The sequence below is a fragment of the Halioxenophilus aromaticivorans genome (assembly GCF_042850945.1).
Taxonomy (GTDB): domain Bacteria; phylum Pseudomonadota; class Gammaproteobacteria; order Pseudomonadales; family Cellvibrionaceae; genus Halioxenophilus; species Halioxenophilus aromaticivorans.
The window spans coordinates 2,918,409-2,938,904 of record NZ_AP031496.1 but is presented as its reverse complement, the minus strand read 5'-3'; the positions used below and the strand labels follow the sequence as shown (position 1 = coordinate 2,938,904).

The window sequence follows — 20,496 nt, the reverse complement described above, 5'->3', positions numbered from 1 at the left end:
TGCTCTTGCCTTTTTTGGTTTAAAAAAAGTGATTTTGTTTTATGTCTGACTCGGCAAATCTTCTCATCGGCGGTTGTACCCAAGGCCAAATTAACCTAAATCTTAGGATGGCAAATCGCCATGGCCTGATCGCGGGCGCTACCGGTACTGGTAAAACAGTATCTTTACAGGTGTTGGCGGAAGGGTTCGCCCGAGCCGGCGTGCCAGTGTTTATGGCCGATGTAAAAGGCGATTTATCCGGTATGGCTGCCAGCGGTAAACCACACCCTAAGGTCGATGAGCGAGTCAGCAGTATTGGTATTACGGATTACCAACAGCGTGGATACCCAGCCATCTTTTGGGACTTATACGGTGAACAAGGCCACCCCATTAGAACCACGTTAGCCGAGTTTGGCCCCTTATTGTTTGCCAGCTTTCTTGATCTTAACGACGCTCAAACAGGTCTGATCTATTCCGCATTTAAAATTGCCGACGATCAGGGCATGTTGATGCTGGATCTCAAAGATCTTAAGTCCATGCTTAATTGGATGAAAGACAATCGCAAAGATTTGGAAAGCGAGTACGGAGGTATAAGCCCCAATAGCGTTGCCGCAATTTTGCGCAAGCTCTTGGCATTTGAAGAGCAGGGTGGTGATGTTTTCTTTGGTGAGCCGGCCTTGGTGCTGGAGGATCTCATCAAGCATGACTTCTCTGGTGTCGGGGTTATCAACATTCTTGATGCTACCAAGCTGATACAAGAACCACGGCTGTACGCCATTTTCCTCCTGTGGCTAATCTCTGAGCTGTTCGAGCAGCTTCCTGAGGTCGGCGATGCCGACAAACCTAAGATGGTGTTCTTCTTTGATGAGGCGCACTTACTGTTTGATAACGCACCTAAAATTCTGATCGAAAAAATAGAGCAGGTGGTTCGCCTGATTCGCTCGAAAGGCGTTGGGGTGTATTTTGTTACGCAAAGCCCGGCCGATATACCAGACGATGTGTTGGGGCAATTGGGTAACCGCGTGCAGCACGCGCTGCGGGCGTTTACACCCAAAGACCAAAAAGCGGTGCGAGTAGCAGCGCAAACCTTTCGCCCAAATGCAGGCTTCGATACTGAAGACGCTATTACTAACCTAGGGGTAGGTGAGGCACTGGTTTCTTGCCTAGACGACAAGGGTGCACCGGGTATCGTTGAAAAAACGTTAATATGCCCGCCACAGTCTCGAATGGGGCCGTTACTGGAGCAAGAGCGAACCGAGAAACTGGCGCACTCACCGCTCAAGGGCAAGTACGACACACTAGTGGATAACGAATCCGCCTACGAGATTTTGAAAAAACGTGCTGAAGAGCTGGCAGCGCAAGAAGTGGACGCCCAACAAGACACCTTTGATGGTGAATACGCAACCAAATCCACCGCCCGTTCCAGTGGAGGACGAAAGCGGCAAGGTGTTTTTGAAGCTATGGCTAAAAGTGCCGCTCGCTCTATAGGCAGCAGTATTGGTCGGCAAATTGTTCGAGGTATCCTCGGTTCCATCATCGGCAAACGCTAAACATAAAACGGCCTGCGTGTGCAGGCCGTTTTGTTTGTATCAATCTGCGGCAATCAGATAGCCGCAAGGTGGTAGCCAACAAATAGCTTGTTGCTAACATCTAGTTAGAACTGACTTGATTCTTAGTTTCGTTCAAAATCAGCAGTTCTACCCGACGGTTGAGCTGTCGTCCCTCACGCGTGTCATTGGGAGCTACCGGGTAGGCTTCACCAAAACCTTTCGCTTGTAACCTTGCTTGGCTGACTCCGGAATCCACTAACGCGGCCTCTACTGACTGCGCTCTCTCCTCGGATAGATTTTGGTTAAAGTCCTCTGAGCCTACGCTGTCGGTAAAGCCTTCAACAACAATCTGGCGTTCAGGGTATTCTTTTAAGAATTCAGCTACGCGATCCAAAGTGCGCACTGCGCCGGGTTTCACTTGAGCTTCGCCAGTTTCGAATAAGATATCACCGAAGGTCAATACGACACCGCGATCGGTTTTCTTAGTGGTAAGGTTATCTACGCGATTAGACAGAGCCATGGCTTTGTCTTCCAAATCACTTGCTCGCTCTTGGGCTGCCAGTGCCTGAGCTCGATATACAGCCGCTGCCGTCTCAGCGTCCACAAGCTGTTGTTCCTTAGCATCTAGCAGAGCTTGCTTGCGACGTAGCTCGGCTTCGCTGGTACGCTCTTCAGCCAAACCACGTTCGGTTTTTGCCTTCACTATTTCCATCTGTTTGGTGGCAAGATAGATCTGATGTTCAACGGATGCTTGTTCTTCGTCGTCTTCGTAGAGAGCCTCAGCCTTGGCAATGGTAGCCTCTGCAGTTTTAAGGTCCACCGGAGCGTACTTAAGTACTGGGCTCTGTGTGGCCAGTAGTTCGTAGTTGTCTTTTAGTGTCTCAATCTTTACGTTTTTCTCAGGCATGGATGAACATGCAGACAGAACAAACGACGTAGCCACAAGGCCTGCGGTGATTGCTTTAGGTAGGGGTAGCTTTTTCATCGTAATCTCCTCAATTCCGACAAAGTCACTCAACAAAAGGCTATTCTTATGTTGAGCAGCGGTGGGGTGCTTTGAGATGCACACCGCTATCAAAAATTAAATAGGGTTCAATTTGATTGCTGCTTGTTAATTGGCGTTAGTTTACATAGGTATTAGTCAGCTACTGCGTCAGGTTGTGTCTGCTTTACTAACGCCCAGAGCTAATACCTATAACTAGTGCCTACAAATGCCCGCGCAGCGACTGAATGTCTTTGTCGATCTGCTCTGCAGCAAATTTGGCTTTCTCCGAGCTGGCTTGGGCTGCGGCTAACTCTGCATCCACTCTGGCTTTTTCTAGCCAAATCTGTGCTTTTTCGTCGTCGCCATTTTTAATGTAGCGCTCTGCGGTGTTCAGTTTTTTGCGGGCATCGTGCAGTGCAACCGGCGCGTATTCTTCAGCGCCATTTTCTATAGCGGCATCAATACGCGTTTCTACTTCGCTCTGCAGGCCCACGTCGTAATCCGGCTGTGAGGCGCAACCCGTGAATAAAATTGCTGAGCTTATTAGGCCTGCGGTAGCCGCAAATTTAGAGATTTTCATAAATCCTCCGAGTCATCAGTTTGTTAATCCAGTCACGGCTAGGTTACGCCGAGCGGATTCAATTGCATCGAAACAAAGCCGCGGGCTTTATTTCGTATATCCACTGTGTTTGCAATTTATTTGCCAAGCTGAAAAAACATCTAAAGGTATTATAAAAATGCGTTAAAAAGTGTTTTCGGTATGAAATTCAGCCGTTATTACCTATTTAAGTCTTTTCAGGGCGAAAGGGTTTGAAAAAAAATCCGTAGATGTTGCACGATCTACAAAAAACACAAGAGATGAATAACATGACAGCCTATATAATTTTCACCCGCGAAAATTCGATACAAGATGAAAAAGCCATGGACCAGTATTCCACCATGACCAGACAAGCTCCTAAAGATCCCAACCTAAAGCCGTTGGTAATTTACGGCGACGTTAGGTCACTAGAAGGTTCGACTCCTGATGGCGTTATTATTTTGCAGTTCCCAGATAGAGAAAAAGCTGAAAGCTGGTATTTCAGTGAAGACTACCAAAAAGCAATCCCCTGGCGAAAGAAAGCCGCCGACTATAGAGCGTTTATCGTCGATGGGCTTGGATAAAGGGAAGGCGCAGCATCGGGGGCGATTTGAACGGCGGTTACTGACAGTTGAACAATGTGGCCCATACGCTTACTGCCGCCCACTTTCAGGTAAACGCAAACCGATTTACAGACCAAACTTAGTGGCGCAATAGGGTAGCTTATAGAATAGGATCGCTGGTCGGCGGTGTAGGGTGTTATTATCCGCGCTCTTGTGGCCATTGGGTTAAAACCCGCAACCACAACGACGACGAAACAAACCCAGAAACCTACCAACAATCAGAAATGCCAGGAGAGCCTCAATGGAAGAAGTGGTAGATCGCCTACGCGAGCTCAACCAGCCGGTGCCTGTACCCTTAGACCTGCCCAGCTTTGACGACCTGGTCGATGCCCAAGAGGCTATGCTCATTCACATTCCCGACGATTTTCGCGATTTTCTGATGCAGGTGAGCGATGTCATTTACGGATCATTGGAGCCCGCCACGATAGCTGACCCTACATCTCACACCTATTTGCCCGAACTTGCCTCCAGGGCCTGGGATTTCGGTGTAGAACGACACCTCATTCCTATTTGTGAGTCCCAAGGAGGCTACTATGTTATTGATGAGCAGGGTGAGGTCACATTTTGGCCCGGAGATAAAAATGACAGTTGGCCTTCTATTTGGCACTGGGTTAGGCAGGTTTGGCTAGAGGAAGGGTAATCCGCTGGATCCAAGGTGAACACCACTAGGCTTTACATTCATCAATGTCGGGCTAGGGCAAAGAGCTGGTGATTACGCCGGCTAGCTTTGTCTACACCGCCCGCCGACTCCAATACTGCAGAGTTACTTTCTAAACTACGTGAAACCTGTACCAACGCACAGAAATGGAAACCGATAACCTACGTTCGCATAGCCGTAGACTATCCGGAGTGATAGAATTCGCCGCCTGATTTTTCATCAATCAACATCAAGAGAAGAGTAGTAGTTATGCGAGTAGGATTTGTGGGATGGCGCGGTATGGTCGGCTCCGTACTGATGGAGCGAATGTTGGCAGAGAACGATTTCGCCGATATTGAGCCTATTTTCTTCACAACCTCTAACATTGGCGGCACTCCTCCAGTCATTGGCAAGGAGACCCCTGCGCTAAAGGACGCTACCAGCATTACTGAACTCAAGGCTATGGATGCGGTTGTGTCCTGCCAGGGGGGGGACTACACCAAATCCGTGTTTCCTGAGCTGAGAAAAGCAGGTTGGCAAGGATACTGGATTGACGCGGCTTCAGCTTTGCGAATGGCCGAAGATTCCATCATCGTATTGGACCCTGTAAACAAAACCAACATTGAAGACGCCATTAGCAAGGGCAAAAAAGACTTCATCGGTGGTAATTGCACCGTTAGTTTGATGCTAATGGCACTGGGAGGTCTCTTCCAAAATGGATTGGTGGAGTGGGCCACCGCCATGACTTATCAAGCAGCCAGTGGCGCCGGCGCTCAGAATATGCGTGAACTGATCAATCAAATGGGTGCGCTCAAACAGAGTGTTGCGTCTGAGCTTGCGGACCCTTCAAGCGCTATTTTAGAGATCGACCGCACAATTGCGGAAACTCTTCGCTCTGAAGACTTCCCAACGGACAAGTTCGGCTTTCCTTTGGCCGGCAGTCTGCTACCTTTTATTGACACGCAGTTGGATAACGGGCAAAGCAGAGAAGAGTGGAAAGCTGAGGCGGAAGCCAACAAGATTTTAGGTACTGATAAAGCCATCCCCATCGATGGAACTTGTGTTCGCATTGGTGCAATGCGCTGCCACAGCCAAGCGTTGACGCTAAAGTTAACCAAAGATGTGCCGCTATCAGACATTGAATCTTTGCTGGCAGAAGCAAATCCATGGGCGTCAGTCGTACCCAACACACGAGATGACTCGCTACGCGATCTTACCCCTACAAAGGTGACTGGCACATTGCAAGTTCCGGTAGGGCGGTTACGTAAGTTGAGTATGGGGCCGGAGTACTTAAACGCGTTCACCGTAGGCGATCAGCTGCTATGGGGTGCAGCAGAGCCCTTGCGCCGCATGTTAAGAATTCTGGTAGAGCGGTAAGCTCTCGCCGGGCGCCTGGAGCTCTTTCAGGCACCTAAATTATCTCCTGCTTTCGAAAGAATTCCCGTCTTTATCGCCAGTTGGTCTTTGAAAAATGAGGATTAGATCAACATAATAAGAATGTTTATTATATTAAACATAAGTAAAGCGGCCATCGCGTTGCGAAAATGTTATTTATAATGAATACTTAGAACGATATATGCATCTAAATTCGAGAAGCCTTACGCCTACGGAATAACGTTTCTTAACATTTTTGGTGCACATTTTAGGGGTAGAAACGCCAAATCTGTCGTCTTGACAGTCGCCGTGGTTGAGTTCCACCCAGGTTAGCAATGGGACAAAAAAGGGGCGTCCGATGCGTCTTCGCAAACTGGTTTTAATGATCTCCGCAGCAGGCTTGGTGCTTTCGGGCAAAGTGTCTGCACTAGGGTTAGGCGAGATCAACTTAAAATCCGCACTGAACGAACCACTGGATGCCGAGATTCGGTTGCTGCAAGTACGCGACCTATCAGAAGAAGAAATTCTGGTGGGGTTGGCGTCTAACGCTGACTTTGAGCGCGTCGGTGTTGATAAGTCGCTTTTCCTAACCGGCATGAAATTCTCAGTGGATTTGGATGCCGCTAACGGTCCCATTATTCGTATCACCACTAACTCTCCGGTGCGAGAACCCTTCCTTAATTTTCTGGTAGAGAGTCAATGGCCCAGTGGTCGTATTCTGCGCGAATATACTCTGCTGATGGACCTGCCAACATTCAGCGCGCAAGCACCAAGCCAGGTCAATGCGCCTGCGCCGGCGGTTGAACCGGCATCCGCCCCGGCCACTACAACCCCCGTGCAGCAAACTCCTGTGGTCAGAACTCGGCCAGCGTCGCCGGCGCCAGCACCTAACAATGCTGGGCAGAGCTACGGGCCAGTAAGTGCCAATGACACGCTTTGGGATATCGCGTTAAAAGTGCGCCCCAACAGTGGCTTCAGCGCCCAGCAAACCATGATCGCCATCCAGCGACTCAACCCCGATGCGTTTATCAACAACAATATTAACTTGCTTCGCCAAGGGCAGGTTTTACGCATCCCCACCGCGGCGCAAATCAACGAGCTTAACTTCAACCAGGCAGTTAGCGAAGTTGCCTTTCAAAACGATCAGTGGGATACACGTAACAGCAACAAAGCGACACTAACCACCGAGACCCAACCCACCACTGCCTCAACACAGCAAAGCACTGAAGGCCGTATTTCTCTGGGTGTTGCTAATACCGATGCCAGCAGTAGCGAAACTTCCTCAGGTACCGGTGCCGACAACGATTCAGCCGAAGCCCTACAAAATGAACTGGGTGGCGCCATGGAGGAACTCGATACTGCTAAGCGAGAAAATTCCGAGCTGCGCAGTAGAATTGCTGAGCTAGAATCCCAGATAGACACCATGGAGCGGCTGGTTGAAGTCTCCAGTGCTGAGTTACGTGCGTTGCAAGTTACCAGTAACCAACGACAAGAAGCAGCCAACGAGCAAGCACCAGAAACATCCGATTTAGAATCGCTCGGCAATGAGGTGGCAGCCGCTGTCGGTGATGAACAGTCTGCGGATAACGAAGCTGTCGTAAACGATGCAGTTACTGCTGCAATCGACAACTCGGTAGAAGAGGCCCAGGCTGAGCCAGCAGAATTGCCGGTGGCTACTGAATTGCCGGCGGCTACCGAACCAGAAAGCCAGCCCGAAGAAGCCGCTGCTAAGCCGGATTCCAGGACCGTAGTTACCACCAGTGCCACCAGTAACAAGCAGCCCGGATTGCTCGATACAATTATGGACAACATTGTATTGATTGCCGCGGTGTTGATTGCGCTGTTGGTCGCACTGTATGTGCTTATCCGCAAATTATTTGGCAACAAAGAAGAAGAACTGGAAGACACCTTCAATCCATTTGAAGATGAGCCTACTGCTGCGGACGAGCCAGTTGAGCCTACCGTTACCTCATTTGATGAAAAGATAGAAGAGTTCACTGAAGACGATATCGAATTGGACATCGACGAACCTTTGGCTGACGAGGCCTTTGCGGATAGCCCTGTCGCTAACGAGCTCGCGGCGGAAGACGTTGCCGAACCTAGGCCTGTTCCAGCAGAAACAACGCCGGTTGTGCCCGAAGAGATCATCGCCGAGGCAGATATTTACATCGCTTACGGTAAGTACGACCAAGCCGAGGAAATGCTGCAAAAAGCGCTTGAGGTAGACCCGGATAACAACGCGGCGCGTTTAAAACTGCTTGAGGTCCACGCCGATGCGAAGAACCTAGAGAGCTTTGATAAAACCCTGGCGGACCTTCACCGCTCAGGCGATTCTTCCGCGGTGGAGCAGGGTAACAACCTGCGAGCCAGCTTCCAAAACGCAGCGCCCTTTGCGCTGGGTGCAGCAGCGGTGGCCGGTGTCGCTAGCGCCTTGACTAATTCACTTAAGCCAGACGTCACGCAAGAACTGGATGATGACGATATTACCCATCGTGACTTGAGCCAAGAGTTCGCTGAGTTGGACGACTTGTCTCACCCAGAAGAACCCACGGACACCTTCGACGAATTCGACTTTGACTTAGACCCAGAGTTTGACCTAGACGCAGAAGATGCCAGTGAAGCGATCGTTAGTGAAGATAGAGCTAGTGAAAATATTGCCGTCGATGATATATCTGATAAAGGAACGGCTAGTGAAGAGACTCTAATCGAGCCATCCAACACTGACGTTATCCCAGTCATCGATATCGCCGACGAAGTGGGTTCCGATGACGAAACCAAAATGAATTTGGCGGAGGAATTTGCAGGTATAGAGGAGCTCGCTGAGCAGCCATCTTCAATCATCTCCGACGACTCTGATGACTCCACGTTATCGGTGTTTGACGATGAACCTGACGAAACCGACGTTACTATTCAGCGTGAATTATCCGAAGTAGAAAAAGACACTCTGGGCCAAACGGAAACCGAAACAGAAACCGAAAGTGAAGAGCCGGCCGCCAGTGCCAGTTTGCTTACCCCTGTTGCCGAGCAAGATGACAGCATAGATGACGAACTAACGGCGCTGAGCGCAGACCTGACCGTCGATGCTGAAGGCAGTGACGACAGCCTATTGTCCGCCAACGACTTCGATATGGAGTTAGAGCTGGATGAAGATCAGCTGGGTGCAAGCCTCGATCTGGAAATTGATGGCGACGAAATCGGCACCGATGAAATCACCTCCCTAATTGCCGATGCCGATCTTATTGAAGAGGATTCGCAGACTGAGCTGTCTGACATTGCGCCGAGCGCTTTAGCTTCTGGCTTAGAGCTTGATAATGGGCTGGACGCTACCGAAAGCTTAGATTTAGATAGCACAGATATAGAACCCGCTATTGACGAAGCTCCTCTCGATATCCAAATTAGCGATGCCAGTGATATTGATACCAGCTTAGATGGTGAGCTCACCCAGGATTTTGCTCCAGAAAGCGATGGCCTAGCCAGTAATGTCGAGTCTTTAGAGTTTGACGATGGGCTCGAACTGAATTTATCCAGCGATGATTTCGATGAGTCCGGTCTAGACCTAATCGATGGGGAGTTGGAGGCAGCCGGCAATAAATACGACAACCTCGAATCCATCGATGACGGCTTCGACGATGTTGACCTGGAATTGGACATCAATGATCTGGAAAACGAATTCCCAGATCCATCACTGATCGATGTTACTGAATCTGCTGTCAACGATGCCCCCCAGGAAGACCTAAACACCCTAGCGGCTGACGTTGATGAAACCGATTTAGAATTCGACGGCGATCAAATTGCCACCTTTACCAGCTTCGATGCATCCGACGATACGATTACTAATCTTTCCGTGGAGCAAGACGCTTCAGATATTCTAGAAGACGATGATTTAACGGCGTTGGACGAGGAAATGGATGCGCTTGCCTCCGACGTTAGCCTAGATGAGCTTCCCACGGCAGCCTCGCCAGAAGAAGCGGTAGAGCTGGCCGAAGAAAGTTTCGGCTCGGACGACGATATGTTTGCCGAAGTCTTGGCATCAACAGAGCAGAATATCGACGACCTGCAAGACGATGACGGCTTCGACACCACCGACTTTGACGATAGCCTGGATTTTTTGGCTGATACCGATGAATCCGATACTAAGCTCGACTTGGCAAGAGCGTACATTGATATGGGCGATGGTGATGGCGCCAGAGATATTTTGAGTGAAGTTATTACCGATGGTAATGATCAACAAAAAGAAGAGGCCAAAACACTGCTGGACAAAATTCCAGGCTAGTTCAGCCGTTAATTTGATCATGTGAAAAGGGTGGTTGATTGCGGCCCTGCGATGCCATCGCCAACCCCTTCAGCATTCCCTTCACATAGTGACGCGCTAAAGCCCCAGTAAGGGGCTTTTTTAGTATCCAACCAACAAGAATTCTAATTGCAACGTAAACACCATGGCCGATAACGACAATCACTTTGTAAAACCTTATCAGCGTAATGGTGAAGTGTTGCCGCAGACCGAAGTGCCGGAGGACATTCGGCGCGTTGCTCTTGGTGTTGAGTACACAGGCTCGGGGTTCCGTGGTTTTCAGTTCCAAAAGCACGACACGCAAACCGTACAGGGATATTTACACAAGGCGCTATCCAATATCGCCAATGAAGCGATTGAGCTCGTCTGTGCCGGGCGAACAGACGCAGGCGTACATGCCACTGGCCAAGTTATCCATTTTGATACGGTGGCCAAGCGCGAATTAAAAGCTTGGACCATGGGCGCAAACACCCAATTACCGGATGGTATCGCCATCACCTGGGCGCAAGACGTTGCCATGGAATTTCATGCTCGATTTTCGGCCCGTGCGCGAACCTACCGTTACATTATTCAAAACACCTCAGGCCGACCGGCAATACAAAACGGTTTGGTTACCTGGGATAAGCGACGATTAAACCTCGGCCATATGCGGGCGGCGGCCAGCGTACTGGTGGGTGAGCACGATTTCAGTTCATTTAGGGCTGCACAGTGCCAAGCCAGAAACCCGGTGCGAGAAGTCCACTACATCGATATCATCGATTACCAGCCGTACATTGTTATAGAAATTAGAGCCAATGCCTTTTTACATCACATGGTGCGCAATATTGTCGGCGTGTTGGCCAGTATTGCTGCTGGTGAAAAACCGGTAGACTGGGCCCTTCAGGTATTGCAGCAAAGAGATCGCACCAAGGGTGGTATCACTGCACCGCCGTCCGGTTTGTATCTAGTGGATGTACACTACCCAACCTTCTCCAGATTACCGAAAGCACCTCCTGGCCCTGGCTTTTTGCAATTGCCATTGCAACCATACAAGGTTGGGTGAGAAATTACCCGAGAGCCAGCGTCTCCTGCGAGTTACCACAATAGCTCATCAGCACTGCAATCTGTTATGATGCGCGGCCTGCTAGCAGCCTTAGATTTCAGACATGCCAAATCAACGTCGCACACGCGTTAAAATCTGCGGCATAACTAACTTACAAGACGCTCAGGGTGCCGTAGCCGCCGGGGCGGACGCCATTGGTTTGGTGTTTTATGACCAAAGTCCCAGGTACGTAGGGTTGGATGTCGCCCAAGCCATTGCTCGCAGCGTTGGTCCGTTCGTTTCGGTTGTGGCGCTGTTTGTTAATGCTGATGCGCAGACCATTCGGCAGGTGCTGGCCAATGTGCCAGTACATGTCATTCAGTTCCACGGTGATGAGACCGATGAGTTTTGTCGGCAGTTTGACCGGCCATTCATAAAGGCCGTGCGTATGGCACCCGAGGTCGACCTGGCTACTGTTTATCAAAGCTACCCAAATGCGGTGGGCTTTTTACTGGATGCTTATCAGAAAGGCGTACCAGGCGGAACCGGCAAACAATTTGAATGGCACCGATTCCCATTTAACCCGGAGAAACCGACGGTTTTGGCTGGCGGCCTAGTACCCGACAACGTGGCGGAAGCGGTGGAGCAAACCAAACCCTACGCCGTTGACGTAAGTGGTGGCGTAGAGGCCGAACCTGGCGTCAAATCCCGCGATAAGATGATCGCATTTGTACGAGCCGCCATCGGACCTCAAACTCCTGTGGAAACCACCACCCAATCCTGAACAAGTTGAATGTAGAGAAAACAGCATGGCAACGTCTAACACCGACTCCATAAAGAACATCGACTACGCCGCCTTTCCCGATGCGAAAGGGCATTTCGGCCCCTATGGCGGTCGCTTTGTATCAGAGACCTTGATGTCCGCTTTAGATGAGCTGGACGAAATGTACCAACGTCTTAAGAGTGACCCAGAGTTTATTGCTGAATTTGATTATGACTTAGCTCACTTTGTTGGCCGTCCCTCACCGCTGTATCACGCACAGCGCTGGAGCGATTTGGCCGGCGGAGCTCAGATATACCTTAAGCGCGAAGACCTCAATCACACCGGCGCTCACAAAGTGAACAACACCATTGGCCAGGCTTTGTTAGCCAAACATAGCGGTAAAAAACGTGTTATCGCAGAAACCGGTGCTGGCCAACACGGTGTCGCCACCGCGACCATTGCTGCCCGGCTTGGTCTTGAGTGCCAGGTTTATATGGGCGCCGAGGACGTTAAGCGTCAGGCACTCAATGTCTATCGCATGAAGCTTCTGGGCGCCAAGGTTTTCCCGGTTGAATCGGGTTCCAAAACGTTAAAGGATGCCATGAATGAAGCTATGCGAGATTGGGTAACCAACGTAGACGATACTTTTTATATTATCGGTACCGTGGCAGGCCCACATCCTTATCCGCAATTGGTGCGCGATTTTCAGTGCATTATTGGCAGAGAAGCTCGCGCGCAATCCCTGGAAATGACCGGTAAGCTACCGGATGCCTTAGTGGCCTGCGTGGGTGGCGGTTCCAACGCGATTGGCTTGTTTCACCCGTTTTTAGCCGATCAATCGGTTGCCATGTACGGCGTTGAAGCCGGTGGCCATGGCGTAGAAACTGGCCGGCATGCAGCGCCCCTAAACGATGGCATCCCCGGTGTTTTGCACGGAAATCGCACCTATTTGATGGAAGATGAAAACGGCCAAATTATTGAGACGCACTCGGTTTCTGCCGGCTTAGACTATCCTGGCGTTGGGCCCGAGCATAGCTGGTTAAAAGATATGGGCCGCGTTAACTACGTGCCCATCAACGATGACGAAGCCTTGAACGCCTTCCGCATGCTCACCCTAGTTGAAGGAATCATGCCCGCGTTGGAGAGCAGCCACGCTATAGCCTACGCCGATAAGCTTGCACGGCAAATGGATAAAGACCAGGCCATCCTGGTGAACTTGTCCGGCCGCGGTGACAAAGACATACACACTGTTGCCGCCATTGACGGCATAACTCTCTAATTTTGGGCGTTACTGTAATGAACCGATTAGAAACTCGTTTAGCTACACTTCGTGAGAACGGCCGTAAAGCCTTAGTGACCTACATCGTTAACGGCGACCCTTGCCCAGAAGCTACCTTGCCAACGATGCACGCCATGGTCGCGGCCGGAGCTGACATTATTGAGCTTGGCGTACCGTTTTCCGATCCAATGGCAGAAGGCCCGGTGATCCAAAAGGGCCACGAAAGAGCGTTGGCGCACAACGTTAGCCTCAAGGGCACCATGGAGTTGGTGAAGTCGTTTCGCGCCACCAATACCGAGACTCCAGTGGTGCTAATGGGTTACGCCAACCCTGTAGAGCGCATGGGCTATGAAACCTTCGCCGAAGCCGCTGCAAGTGCCGGCGTGGACGGTCTACTGACAGTAGATTTACCACCCGAAGAAGCCGAAGGCCTGAACCACTACCTGCAACAGGTCGGTTTGCAAAATATTTTCTTGTTGGCGCCCACTACCAAGCCAGAGCGTGCGAAGCGCTTGGTAAACCTGGCCTCTGGCTTTATTTATTACGTGTCATTGAAAGGCGTAACGGGAGCCGGGCACCTAGATACCGAAAGCGTAGAGCAGAATGTTGCCCACATTCGAACCCTCACTGATTTACCTATATGCGTTGGATTTGGTATAAAAGACGGCGAATCAGCCAAGGCCATTGCCAAAACCGCAGATGGTGCCGTGGTAGGCAGTGTATTGGTGGCCAAAATGGCAGAGCTCGCGGGGTCATCAACAGAAGAAATTGCTAAAGGTGTTGCTGATTTAGTATCACCCATAAGACATGCGCTAGATGAAACGCCTTAGGAGCGATCTAGCTTAGACGTTCATACAGAGAGTAAGAAATGAGTTGGTTAGAAAAAATTCGACCTAACATTGTGCGAGGTGATCGCAAGCGGGGGCCAAGTAAAGTCCCCGAAGGCCTATGGAAAAAGTGCGTTAAATGCACTGCTGTATTGTATCGGCCAGAACTGGAGCGCAACAACGACGTTTGCCCTAAGTGCGATCACCATATGCGAATCGGCGCACGCCGTCGCTTAGATACGTTTCTCGATCCAGAAAGCCGCGAAGAAATCGCCAGCGATGTATTGCCCCGCGATCGTTTGAAATTTAAAGACATCAAGAAATACAAAGATCGTCTAAGCGAAGCCGAGAAGAGCACCGGCGAAAAAGAAGCATTAATAGCCATGAAAGGTACGGTTAAAGGCTTGCCGGTGGTGGCTGTGGCATTTGAATTTGCTTTCCTGGGTGGCTCCATGGGTTACGTAGTGGGCGAACGCTTTACCCGCGCTGCTAAAGTAGCTCTGGAAGAAAAAATCCCTCTGGTGTGCTTCTCGGCTACCGGCGGAGCGCGTATGCAGGAGGCCCTAATATCGCTGATGCAAATGGCCAAAACCAGTGCCATTATTGAGCGCCTCAAGCAAAACAGCCTGCCTTACATTTCCGTTATGACTGACCCAGTTTACGGTGGCGTATCGGCATCTTTGGCTCTGTTAGGCGACATTAACATTGCCGAGCCCGGTGCTCGCAGCGGTTTTGCTGGCCCCAATATCATCGAGCAAACCATTCGCCAAAAACTGCCGCCCGGTTTCCAGCGCAGCGAATTTTTGCTGGATCATGGCGCCATCGATATGATTGTTCATCGTAATGACATGCGCGATCGAGTGGGTGGTTTGCTGGCTAAGCTTACCGGCCAAACTCTGCTTGTACCAACCGATGCAGAAGAGGAAATAGCACAAGAAGCCGAACCGGAAATCATAGAAAAAGTGGTTACTGAGGAAGAAGCTCAGGCTAGCGCCAGTGAAGACGTGGTAGAAGTGGAGCCCGTCGACGAGAACGAGAAAAAGCAAGAACAGTAAATGCGCTACACAAGCCTGCAGGATTGGTTGCAGTGGCAGCAAACGCTGCACCCCAAAGCCATTGATATGAGCCTGAGCCGTATAGCAGAAGTGGCTAACCTCATGGGTATAGGCCAGGCTCACCTAGTAGCTTCTCAGGCTAAGCTAATCACTGTTGGTGGTACCAATGGCAAGGGCTCCTGCGTACGAGTGCTTGAGCAGGCTCTGCTGGCTCAGGGCAAATCCACTGGCGCCTTCACTTCACCCCACGTTCTGCGCTACAACGAACGAATTAGAATCAACGGCAGCGAAGCAGGGGACGATGCCATCGTCGCCGCTTTCGCAGCCATAGACCACGCTCGCAATGACATCAGCCTCACCTACTTTGAATTTGGCACCCTGGCCGCAGCTTATCTTTTTAAAAACGCTGACGTCGATTATTGGTTGCTGGAAGTGGGCCTAGGAGGCAGGCTGGATTCGGTGAACATTTGGTCCGCCGATGTTGCCATTATTACCTCCATCGATATTGATCACGTGCAGTGGTTGGGCGATAACCGAGAAGATATAGGCAGAGAAAAGGCCGGTATATTTCGCCCCGGCCAAACTGCCCTTTGTGCAGATCTTGCCCCGCCGAGAACCGTCATTGATGCGGCTCAATCCATAGGAGCCCACTTAGGCTTGGCGGGCAGCGATTTCTCTTGGCAAACCAGTGCAGATGGCTGGCTGTGGCGCTGTCTAGGTGAAGATAAGCATTGGCTAGAATTGCCATTACCCAAGCCACGGCTTCCAGAGCCCAGCGTCGCCGCTGCTCTGGCTGCGTTGGTCGCGCTGAATGTGCTGCCAAGCCAAGCAGTACTGACCGAGTGCCTTGCAAAAACCACCCTGGCTGGCCGCTTTCAAACCCTTAAGTACAACAACGTCCCTCTGGTGCTGGATGTAGCTCACAATCCGCACGCTGTTAGGCTTTTGCTGGAGAATCTCCAAGCGCTGGCGCCCAAGCGTAGACCAGTAGCGGTGTTTGCCGCACTTGCGGATAAAGACCTGAAAACCATTATCGCCACCATGGCGCAAGCCATAGAGCGTTGGCATCTTCCGCCTTTGGCGGATGTACAGCGCGCTGCCGAACCCAGCCATTTGAAAGCCATCTTAGATGAGCATTGCTGCCAAGTACGGCTGGAGGAAACCATGGAGTTGGCCCTACAGCATGCCGTGGAAGACCGCACCGAGGATGATTTAGTGATAGTATTCGGTTCTTTCCATACCATCGAATCGTGTTTGCTTGCCATGCAATCAACATCAGCCTACGCCGATTCAGCACAGTGAATTAAGGACAAGCAGTGGATAGTGGCGGTAAACAACGGGTTATTGGTGCTTGTGTCTTGGTGGCAGTGGGTGTGCTGTTTCTGCCGGTATTGCTGGATCGCTCGCAAGAGCAGGTCATCGATACACAAACACAGATTCCCGCTAAACCAGACTTCACACTCTACAACCATAAGGCGCCTACGCAGCCGCCGAATAGCACTCCGCCACCCAATGAAGAACGCCTCTTTCTGCCCGAGCCCGAAGAAGCCGCAGCCGTTGAGGAAGCCCAGGCCAAGCCTGAGTCAAACCCTGCTGCTGATGTACCGGCTGAGGAGATTACAAATTCTAAGCCGGTAGTCGTTGAAGCCGAACAAAATGGGCTAGATGCCAATGGCCTACCAAAGTCCTGGGTAGTGCAGGTTGCCAGCTTTACAGAGGACGAGCGCGCCAAGAAGCTGGTAGCCACCTTGCTGGCCGACGATTACCGAGCTTATTCTCGGCGGGTAGTGCGGGGAGACAAGGCACTGTACCGAGTGTATGTCGGGCCAAGCATCAATCGCGAAGCTGCTTTGAAACTTAAGTCTGCATTAGACGACAAACTCAATGCCGACACCTTGGTGCTAAAACTCACCCCTTAAGTGGCATCTTTTCTTTTTGAACCTTCTTTCACGGGAACATTTATTCGGTGCAGCGGTTTACAGAGCCTAGGCTATCTCTGGTAGAATCGCGCGCTTGGTTGCTCCGGACCACCGATGACGTTGACAGGCAAGACACATGAATTGGGCTGACTTTACGATACTGGCTATATTAGTATTTTCTGGACTAATCAGCCTAAAGCGTGGTTTTGTTAAGGAGGCCTTGTCTCTAGTTGTCTGGGTGGTTGCATTAATCGTGGCGGGCACATTTAGAGAACCACTGGCGCAAATGCTAACCGATGTCATCGAAACTCCTTCCCTGAGAATGATGGCAGCATTCGCTATCCTATTTATAGTAACCCTAGTCGTCGGCGGGCTAATCAACCACCTAGTGGCTCATTTGGTCAATGTGACGGGGCTGGGTGGCACCGATCGATTTTTAGGGTTTCTTTTTGGCGTATTCCGTGGCGGGCTGGTTATTGTCGCCCTGGTTATTATTGTGCCGGAATTTATCCCGATAGAAGACGATGGCTGGTGGCGAGAATCCGTTTTGATACCGCACTTTGTTGCGTTAAAAAGCGTTACGTTAGAGCTTTTTGAAGCAGTAAAGAATCTGTTCGGAATGGGCTTTAAAAGCAGCACTTTAGAATCTACAGTTCCATAACAGAGCTTTATAGCTTCTTCATTGATAGAAATTTTGAGGTGCCATTATGTGCGGTTTGGTGGGTATTGTTGGGCATGCTAATGTCAATCTTGAGCTGTACGATGCTTTAACAATGCTGCAACACAGAGGCCAGGATGCGGCAGGCATTATGACATGCCATAACGGCCGAATAGCCCAGCAAAAAGCCAATGGATTGGTACGCGACGTGTTTCGATCGCGACACATGCAAAGACTGGTAGGGAACGTTGGCATAGGGCACGTACGCTATCCTACGGCGGGCAGTTCCGGTCCGGCACTGGCCCAGCCTTTCTACGTAAACTCACCTTATGGCATCGGTCTGGCGCACAATGGTAACTTAACCAATACGGCCGAAGTGGCCGAAATGCTGTACAAATCGGATTTACGCCATGTAAACACTGATTCAGATACGGAGGTGTTGCTCAATGTTTTTGCCCATGAGCTGCAAAAACTGGGCAAGTTGGTGCCCACCGCTGACGACATATTCGAAGCCATTAAAAACGTGCACAAGCGAGTGCGTGGTGGTTATTCAGTGGTGGCGCTGGTTGCCAACTACGGCTTGGTGGCGTTTCGAGACCCGCACGGCATTCGCCCACTGGTGTATGGCCAGCTGAAATCTGAGCACGGTGTCTCCCACATGGTGGCATCCGAGAGCGTTGCCTTTAACGTCAATGGCTACGAATTGGTTCGAGACGTAGCTCCGGGTGAAGCCTTGTTTATCAGCGACGACGGCGAGTTTTTCGCCCAACAGTGCGCGGAAGAGACCAAGCTAACGCCGTGTATTTTTGAACACGTTTATTTTGCTCGGCCAGACTCCATCATGGATGGTATCTCGGTGTACAAATCTCGGCTGCGTCAAGGCGAGCGTTTGGCAGCTAAGATTGCTCGCGAGCGACCGGACCACGACATCCATGTGGTAATCCCAATACCGGATTCGTCTCGAGTAGCAGGCCAAATGGTGGCGCAGAACCTGGGCGTAAAATTCCGCGAAGGCTTGGTCAAAAACCGCTATATCGGCCGTACGTTTATCATGCCAGGGCAGCAACAGCGTAGAAAGTCCGTACGCCAAAAGCTCAATGCCATCGAATTAGAATTCACCGGTAAGAACGTCCTGTTGGTGGACGACTCTATAGTCCGTGGAACTACCTGCCAGCAGATTATCCAAATGGCCAGGGATGCCGGTGCTAATAAGGTATATTTTGCGTCGGCTTCACCGGCGGTTAAATACCCCAATGTGTACGGCATTGATATGCCTAGCGCTAACGAGCTGATTGCCCACGACCGTACCGAAGAGGAAATCTGCAAAGAGATCGGCGCCGATTGGTTAATTTACCAAGAACTGGATGATCTTTACGCGGCCTCCATGGATGGCAACAGAGAAATCTCTCGTTTTGAAGACGCTGTATTTACTGGCGATTACATCACTGGCGATGTGGATCAGGCGTATCTAGATAGCCTAGATGCGGCTCGCAACGATCTAAATAAATCGCAACAGAACATCGACAGTAGTGATGAAAACGCCGTTATTGGTCTTCACAACGAAAGCGATAACAGTAATTTTGGGTAGCGTATTGTTGCTACTAAAGGCTCTGCAGCAGAAACTACCGGGCCGTACATAAACCCTTGGGCTAGAATACTCATGACAGAAGAACTTGATCCTCTCGCCGAGGCCCACCTAGCTACCCTGGCGGTGCGGGCCGGACAGGTGCGTAGTGCAGAAGGTGAACATTCCGAACCCATCTTCACCACATCGAGCTACGTTTTCGCTTCGGCCGAAGAAGCCGCCGCACGCTTTAGCGGTGAACAAGACGGTAATGTCTACTCGCGCTACACCAATCCCACGGTAAGAACGTTTCAAGACCGGCTGGCAGCATTAGAGGGCGGTGAGGCTGCGGTAGCCACGGCCTCTGGGATGGCGGCAATATTAAGCACCTGCTTGGCACTGCTTAAAAGCGGTGATCACGTCATTTGCTCGCGCAGTGTGTTTGGTACGACATCGGTATTGTTCACAAAATTTATGGGTAAGTTTGGCGTTGAGATCAGCTTCGTTAACCCCACTCAAATAGACCAGTGGCGAAAGGCTATTCAGCCTAATACGCAGCTGTTCTTTATGGAAACACCCAGTAACCCCTTATGCGACGTAATTGATATTGGCGCAGTGGCGGACATCGCTCACGCTACTAAAGCCCGTTTAGTGGTCGATAACTGTTTTTGCACCCCAGCCTTACAGCGGCCATTGTCGTTAGGTGCCGATATCGTTATTCATTCCGCTACAAAATACCTCGACGGGCAGGGTCGCTGCGTGGGTGGAGCCGCAGTGGGCAACGCCGAGGACATGGACGCTGTGCTGGGAGTGGTACGTACCTGCGGGCCAACCATGAGCCCATTCAATGCTTGGGTGTTTTTAAAAGGTTTAGAGACCCTACAGTTGAGAATGGATGCGCATTCCCGCAATGCAATGACGTTGGCCAGCTGGCTGTATGAGCAGCGCAGCAGCCAGCAGCCGTTGATCGAACAAGTGTTTTACGCCGGGTTGCCATCGCACCCGGGCCACGCGTTAGCCGCTCAGCAACAAACCGACTTCGGTGGTGTGCTTTCATTTAAAGTGGTTGGCGGACGTGAACAGGCTTGGCGGTTTATTAACGCAACCCAGATTATGTCTTTAACGGCCAACTTGGGTGATGCTAAAACCACCATCGTGCACCCGGCCACTACCACCCATGGACGCCTGAGCGATCAAGAGAAAATGGATGCTGGCATTACCGAGAACCTGATCCGTGTGGCGGTTGGGCTTGAGGACAGCAGGGATCTTATCGCCGATTTACAACGAGGTTTAGCGGCCATCGTAAAATAAGTGCGGCAAGGCGGCTGGTTGCTGTGCTTTTTACAACAACAAGAGGTTGTTTCTGCCAATATCGACTACTATTAAGGCTTAAG

General features: G+C 50.8%; 17 protein-coding genes. 15 read left to right on the top strand and 2 right to left on the bottom strand.

The window, feature by feature from the left end:
• Positions 1 to 41 precede the first annotated feature (41 nt).
• Entirely contained in the window at positions 42 to 1,529 is a 1,488-nt protein-coding gene (locus tag ACGHM3_RS12790; protein ID WP_345426697.1) for a helicase HerA-like domain-containing protein, read from the top strand.
• A 100-nt stretch (positions 1,530 to 1,629) separates the two neighbouring features.
• On the opposite strand, the gene ACGHM3_RS12785 is transcribed toward ACGHM3_RS12790, so the two are convergent.
• Together ACGHM3_RS12785 and ACGHM3_RS12780 are read right to left on the bottom strand one after the other, a co-directional pair.
• Positions 1,630 to 2,514, bottom strand: coding sequence for an OmpA family protein (locus ACGHM3_RS12785; RefSeq protein ID WP_345426695.1), 885 nt, complete (start codon positions 2,512 to 2,514; stop codon positions 1,630 to 1,632).
• A gap of 220 nt (positions 2,515 to 2,734) precedes the next feature.
• A complete protein-coding gene (locus ACGHM3_RS12780; RefSeq protein ID WP_345426692.1) occupies positions 2,735 to 3,094 on the bottom strand; it encodes a DUF4398 domain-containing protein in 360 nt (119 codons plus the stop codon).
• Between the two features lie 287 nt (positions 3,095 to 3,381).
• On the opposite strand from ACGHM3_RS12780, the gene ACGHM3_RS12775 reads away from it, so the two are divergent.
• From ACGHM3_RS12775 to ACGHM3_RS12710, 14 genes are all read left to right on the top strand, one after another.
• Positions 3,382 to 3,675 (top strand): DUF1330 domain-containing protein, encoded by a 294-nt coding sequence (locus ACGHM3_RS12775; RefSeq protein ID WP_345426690.1) that lies wholly within the window; start codon positions 3,382 to 3,384, stop codon positions 3,673 to 3,675.
• 280 nt (positions 3,676 to 3,955) lie between these two features.
• On the top strand, positions 3,956 to 4,354 hold the full coding sequence (locus ACGHM3_RS12770) for an SMI1/KNR4 family protein (RefSeq protein WP_345426688.1): 399 nt from the start codon (positions 3,956 to 3,958) through the stop codon (positions 4,352 to 4,354).
• A gap of 267 nt (positions 4,355 to 4,621) precedes the next feature.
• Positions 4,622 to 5,728 (top strand): aspartate-semialdehyde dehydrogenase, encoded by a 1,107-nt coding sequence (gene asd, locus ACGHM3_RS12765; RefSeq protein ID WP_345426683.1) that lies wholly within the window; start codon positions 4,622 to 4,624, stop codon positions 5,726 to 5,728.
• 355 nt (positions 5,729 to 6,083) lie between these two features.
• The gene (locus tag ACGHM3_RS12760) at positions 6,084 to 9,998 is read left to right on the top strand and encodes a FimV/HubP family polar landmark protein (RefSeq protein WP_345426680.1); all 3,915 of its coding nucleotides are present in this window, start codon (positions 6,084 to 6,086) and stop codon (positions 9,996 to 9,998) included.
• Positions 9,999 to 10,242: 244 nt separating this feature from the next.
• Entirely contained in the window at positions 10,243 to 11,058 is an 816-nt protein-coding gene (truA, locus tag ACGHM3_RS12755; RefSeq protein WP_345426752.1) for a tRNA pseudouridine(38-40) synthase TruA, read from the top strand.
• Between the two features lie 103 nt (positions 11,059 to 11,161).
• Positions 11,162 to 11,821: a phosphoribosylanthranilate isomerase gene (locus ACGHM3_RS12750; protein ID WP_345426678.1), complete on the top strand. Its 660-nt coding sequence runs from the start codon at positions 11,162 to 11,164 to the stop codon at positions 11,819 to 11,821.
• A gap of 25 nt (positions 11,822 to 11,846) precedes the next feature.
• Entirely contained in the window at positions 11,847 to 13,079 is a 1,233-nt protein-coding gene (trpB, locus tag ACGHM3_RS12745; protein WP_345426676.1) for a tryptophan synthase subunit beta, read from the top strand.
• Positions 13,080 to 13,096: 17 nt separating this feature from the next.
• Complete coding sequence (gene trpA / locus ACGHM3_RS12740; RefSeq protein WP_345426674.1) at positions 13,097 to 13,909, top strand: tryptophan synthase subunit alpha; 813 nt, start codon at positions 13,097 to 13,099, stop codon at positions 13,907 to 13,909.
• 38 nt (positions 13,910 to 13,947) lie between these two features.
• On the top strand, positions 13,948 to 14,961 hold the full coding sequence (accD, locus tag ACGHM3_RS12735; protein WP_345426672.1) for an acetyl-CoA carboxylase, carboxyltransferase subunit beta: 1,014 nt from the start codon (positions 13,948 to 13,950) through the stop codon (positions 14,959 to 14,961).
• Positions 14,962 to 16,263 carry a bifunctional tetrahydrofolate synthase/dihydrofolate synthase gene (gene folC / locus ACGHM3_RS12730; RefSeq protein ID WP_345426670.1) on the top strand — a complete coding sequence of 434 codons (1,302 nt, stop codon included), beginning with the start codon at positions 14,962 to 14,964 and terminating at the stop codon, positions 16,261 to 16,263.
• Between the two features lie 14 nt (positions 16,264 to 16,277).
• The gene (locus ACGHM3_RS12725) at positions 16,278 to 16,880 is read left to right on the top strand and encodes an SPOR domain-containing protein (RefSeq protein WP_345426668.1); all 603 of its coding nucleotides are present in this window, start codon (positions 16,278 to 16,280) and stop codon (positions 16,878 to 16,880) included.
• 136 nt (positions 16,881 to 17,016) lie between these two features.
• A complete protein-coding gene (locus ACGHM3_RS12720; RefSeq protein WP_345426666.1) occupies positions 17,017 to 17,541 on the top strand; it encodes a CvpA family protein in 525 nt (174 codons plus the stop codon).
• Positions 17,542 to 17,587: 46 nt separating this feature from the next.
• The gene (gene purF / locus ACGHM3_RS12715; protein ID WP_345426664.1) at positions 17,588 to 19,126 is read left to right on the top strand and encodes an amidophosphoribosyltransferase; all 1,539 of its coding nucleotides are present in this window, start codon (positions 17,588 to 17,590) and stop codon (positions 19,124 to 19,126) included.
• Positions 19,127 to 19,198: 72 nt separating this feature from the next.
• On the top strand, positions 19,199 to 20,413 hold the full coding sequence (locus tag ACGHM3_RS12710) for an O-succinylhomoserine sulfhydrylase (protein ID WP_345426662.1): 1,215 nt from the start codon (positions 19,199 to 19,201) through the stop codon (positions 20,411 to 20,413).
• The last annotated feature ends 83 nt before the right edge of the window (positions 20,414 to 20,496 follow it).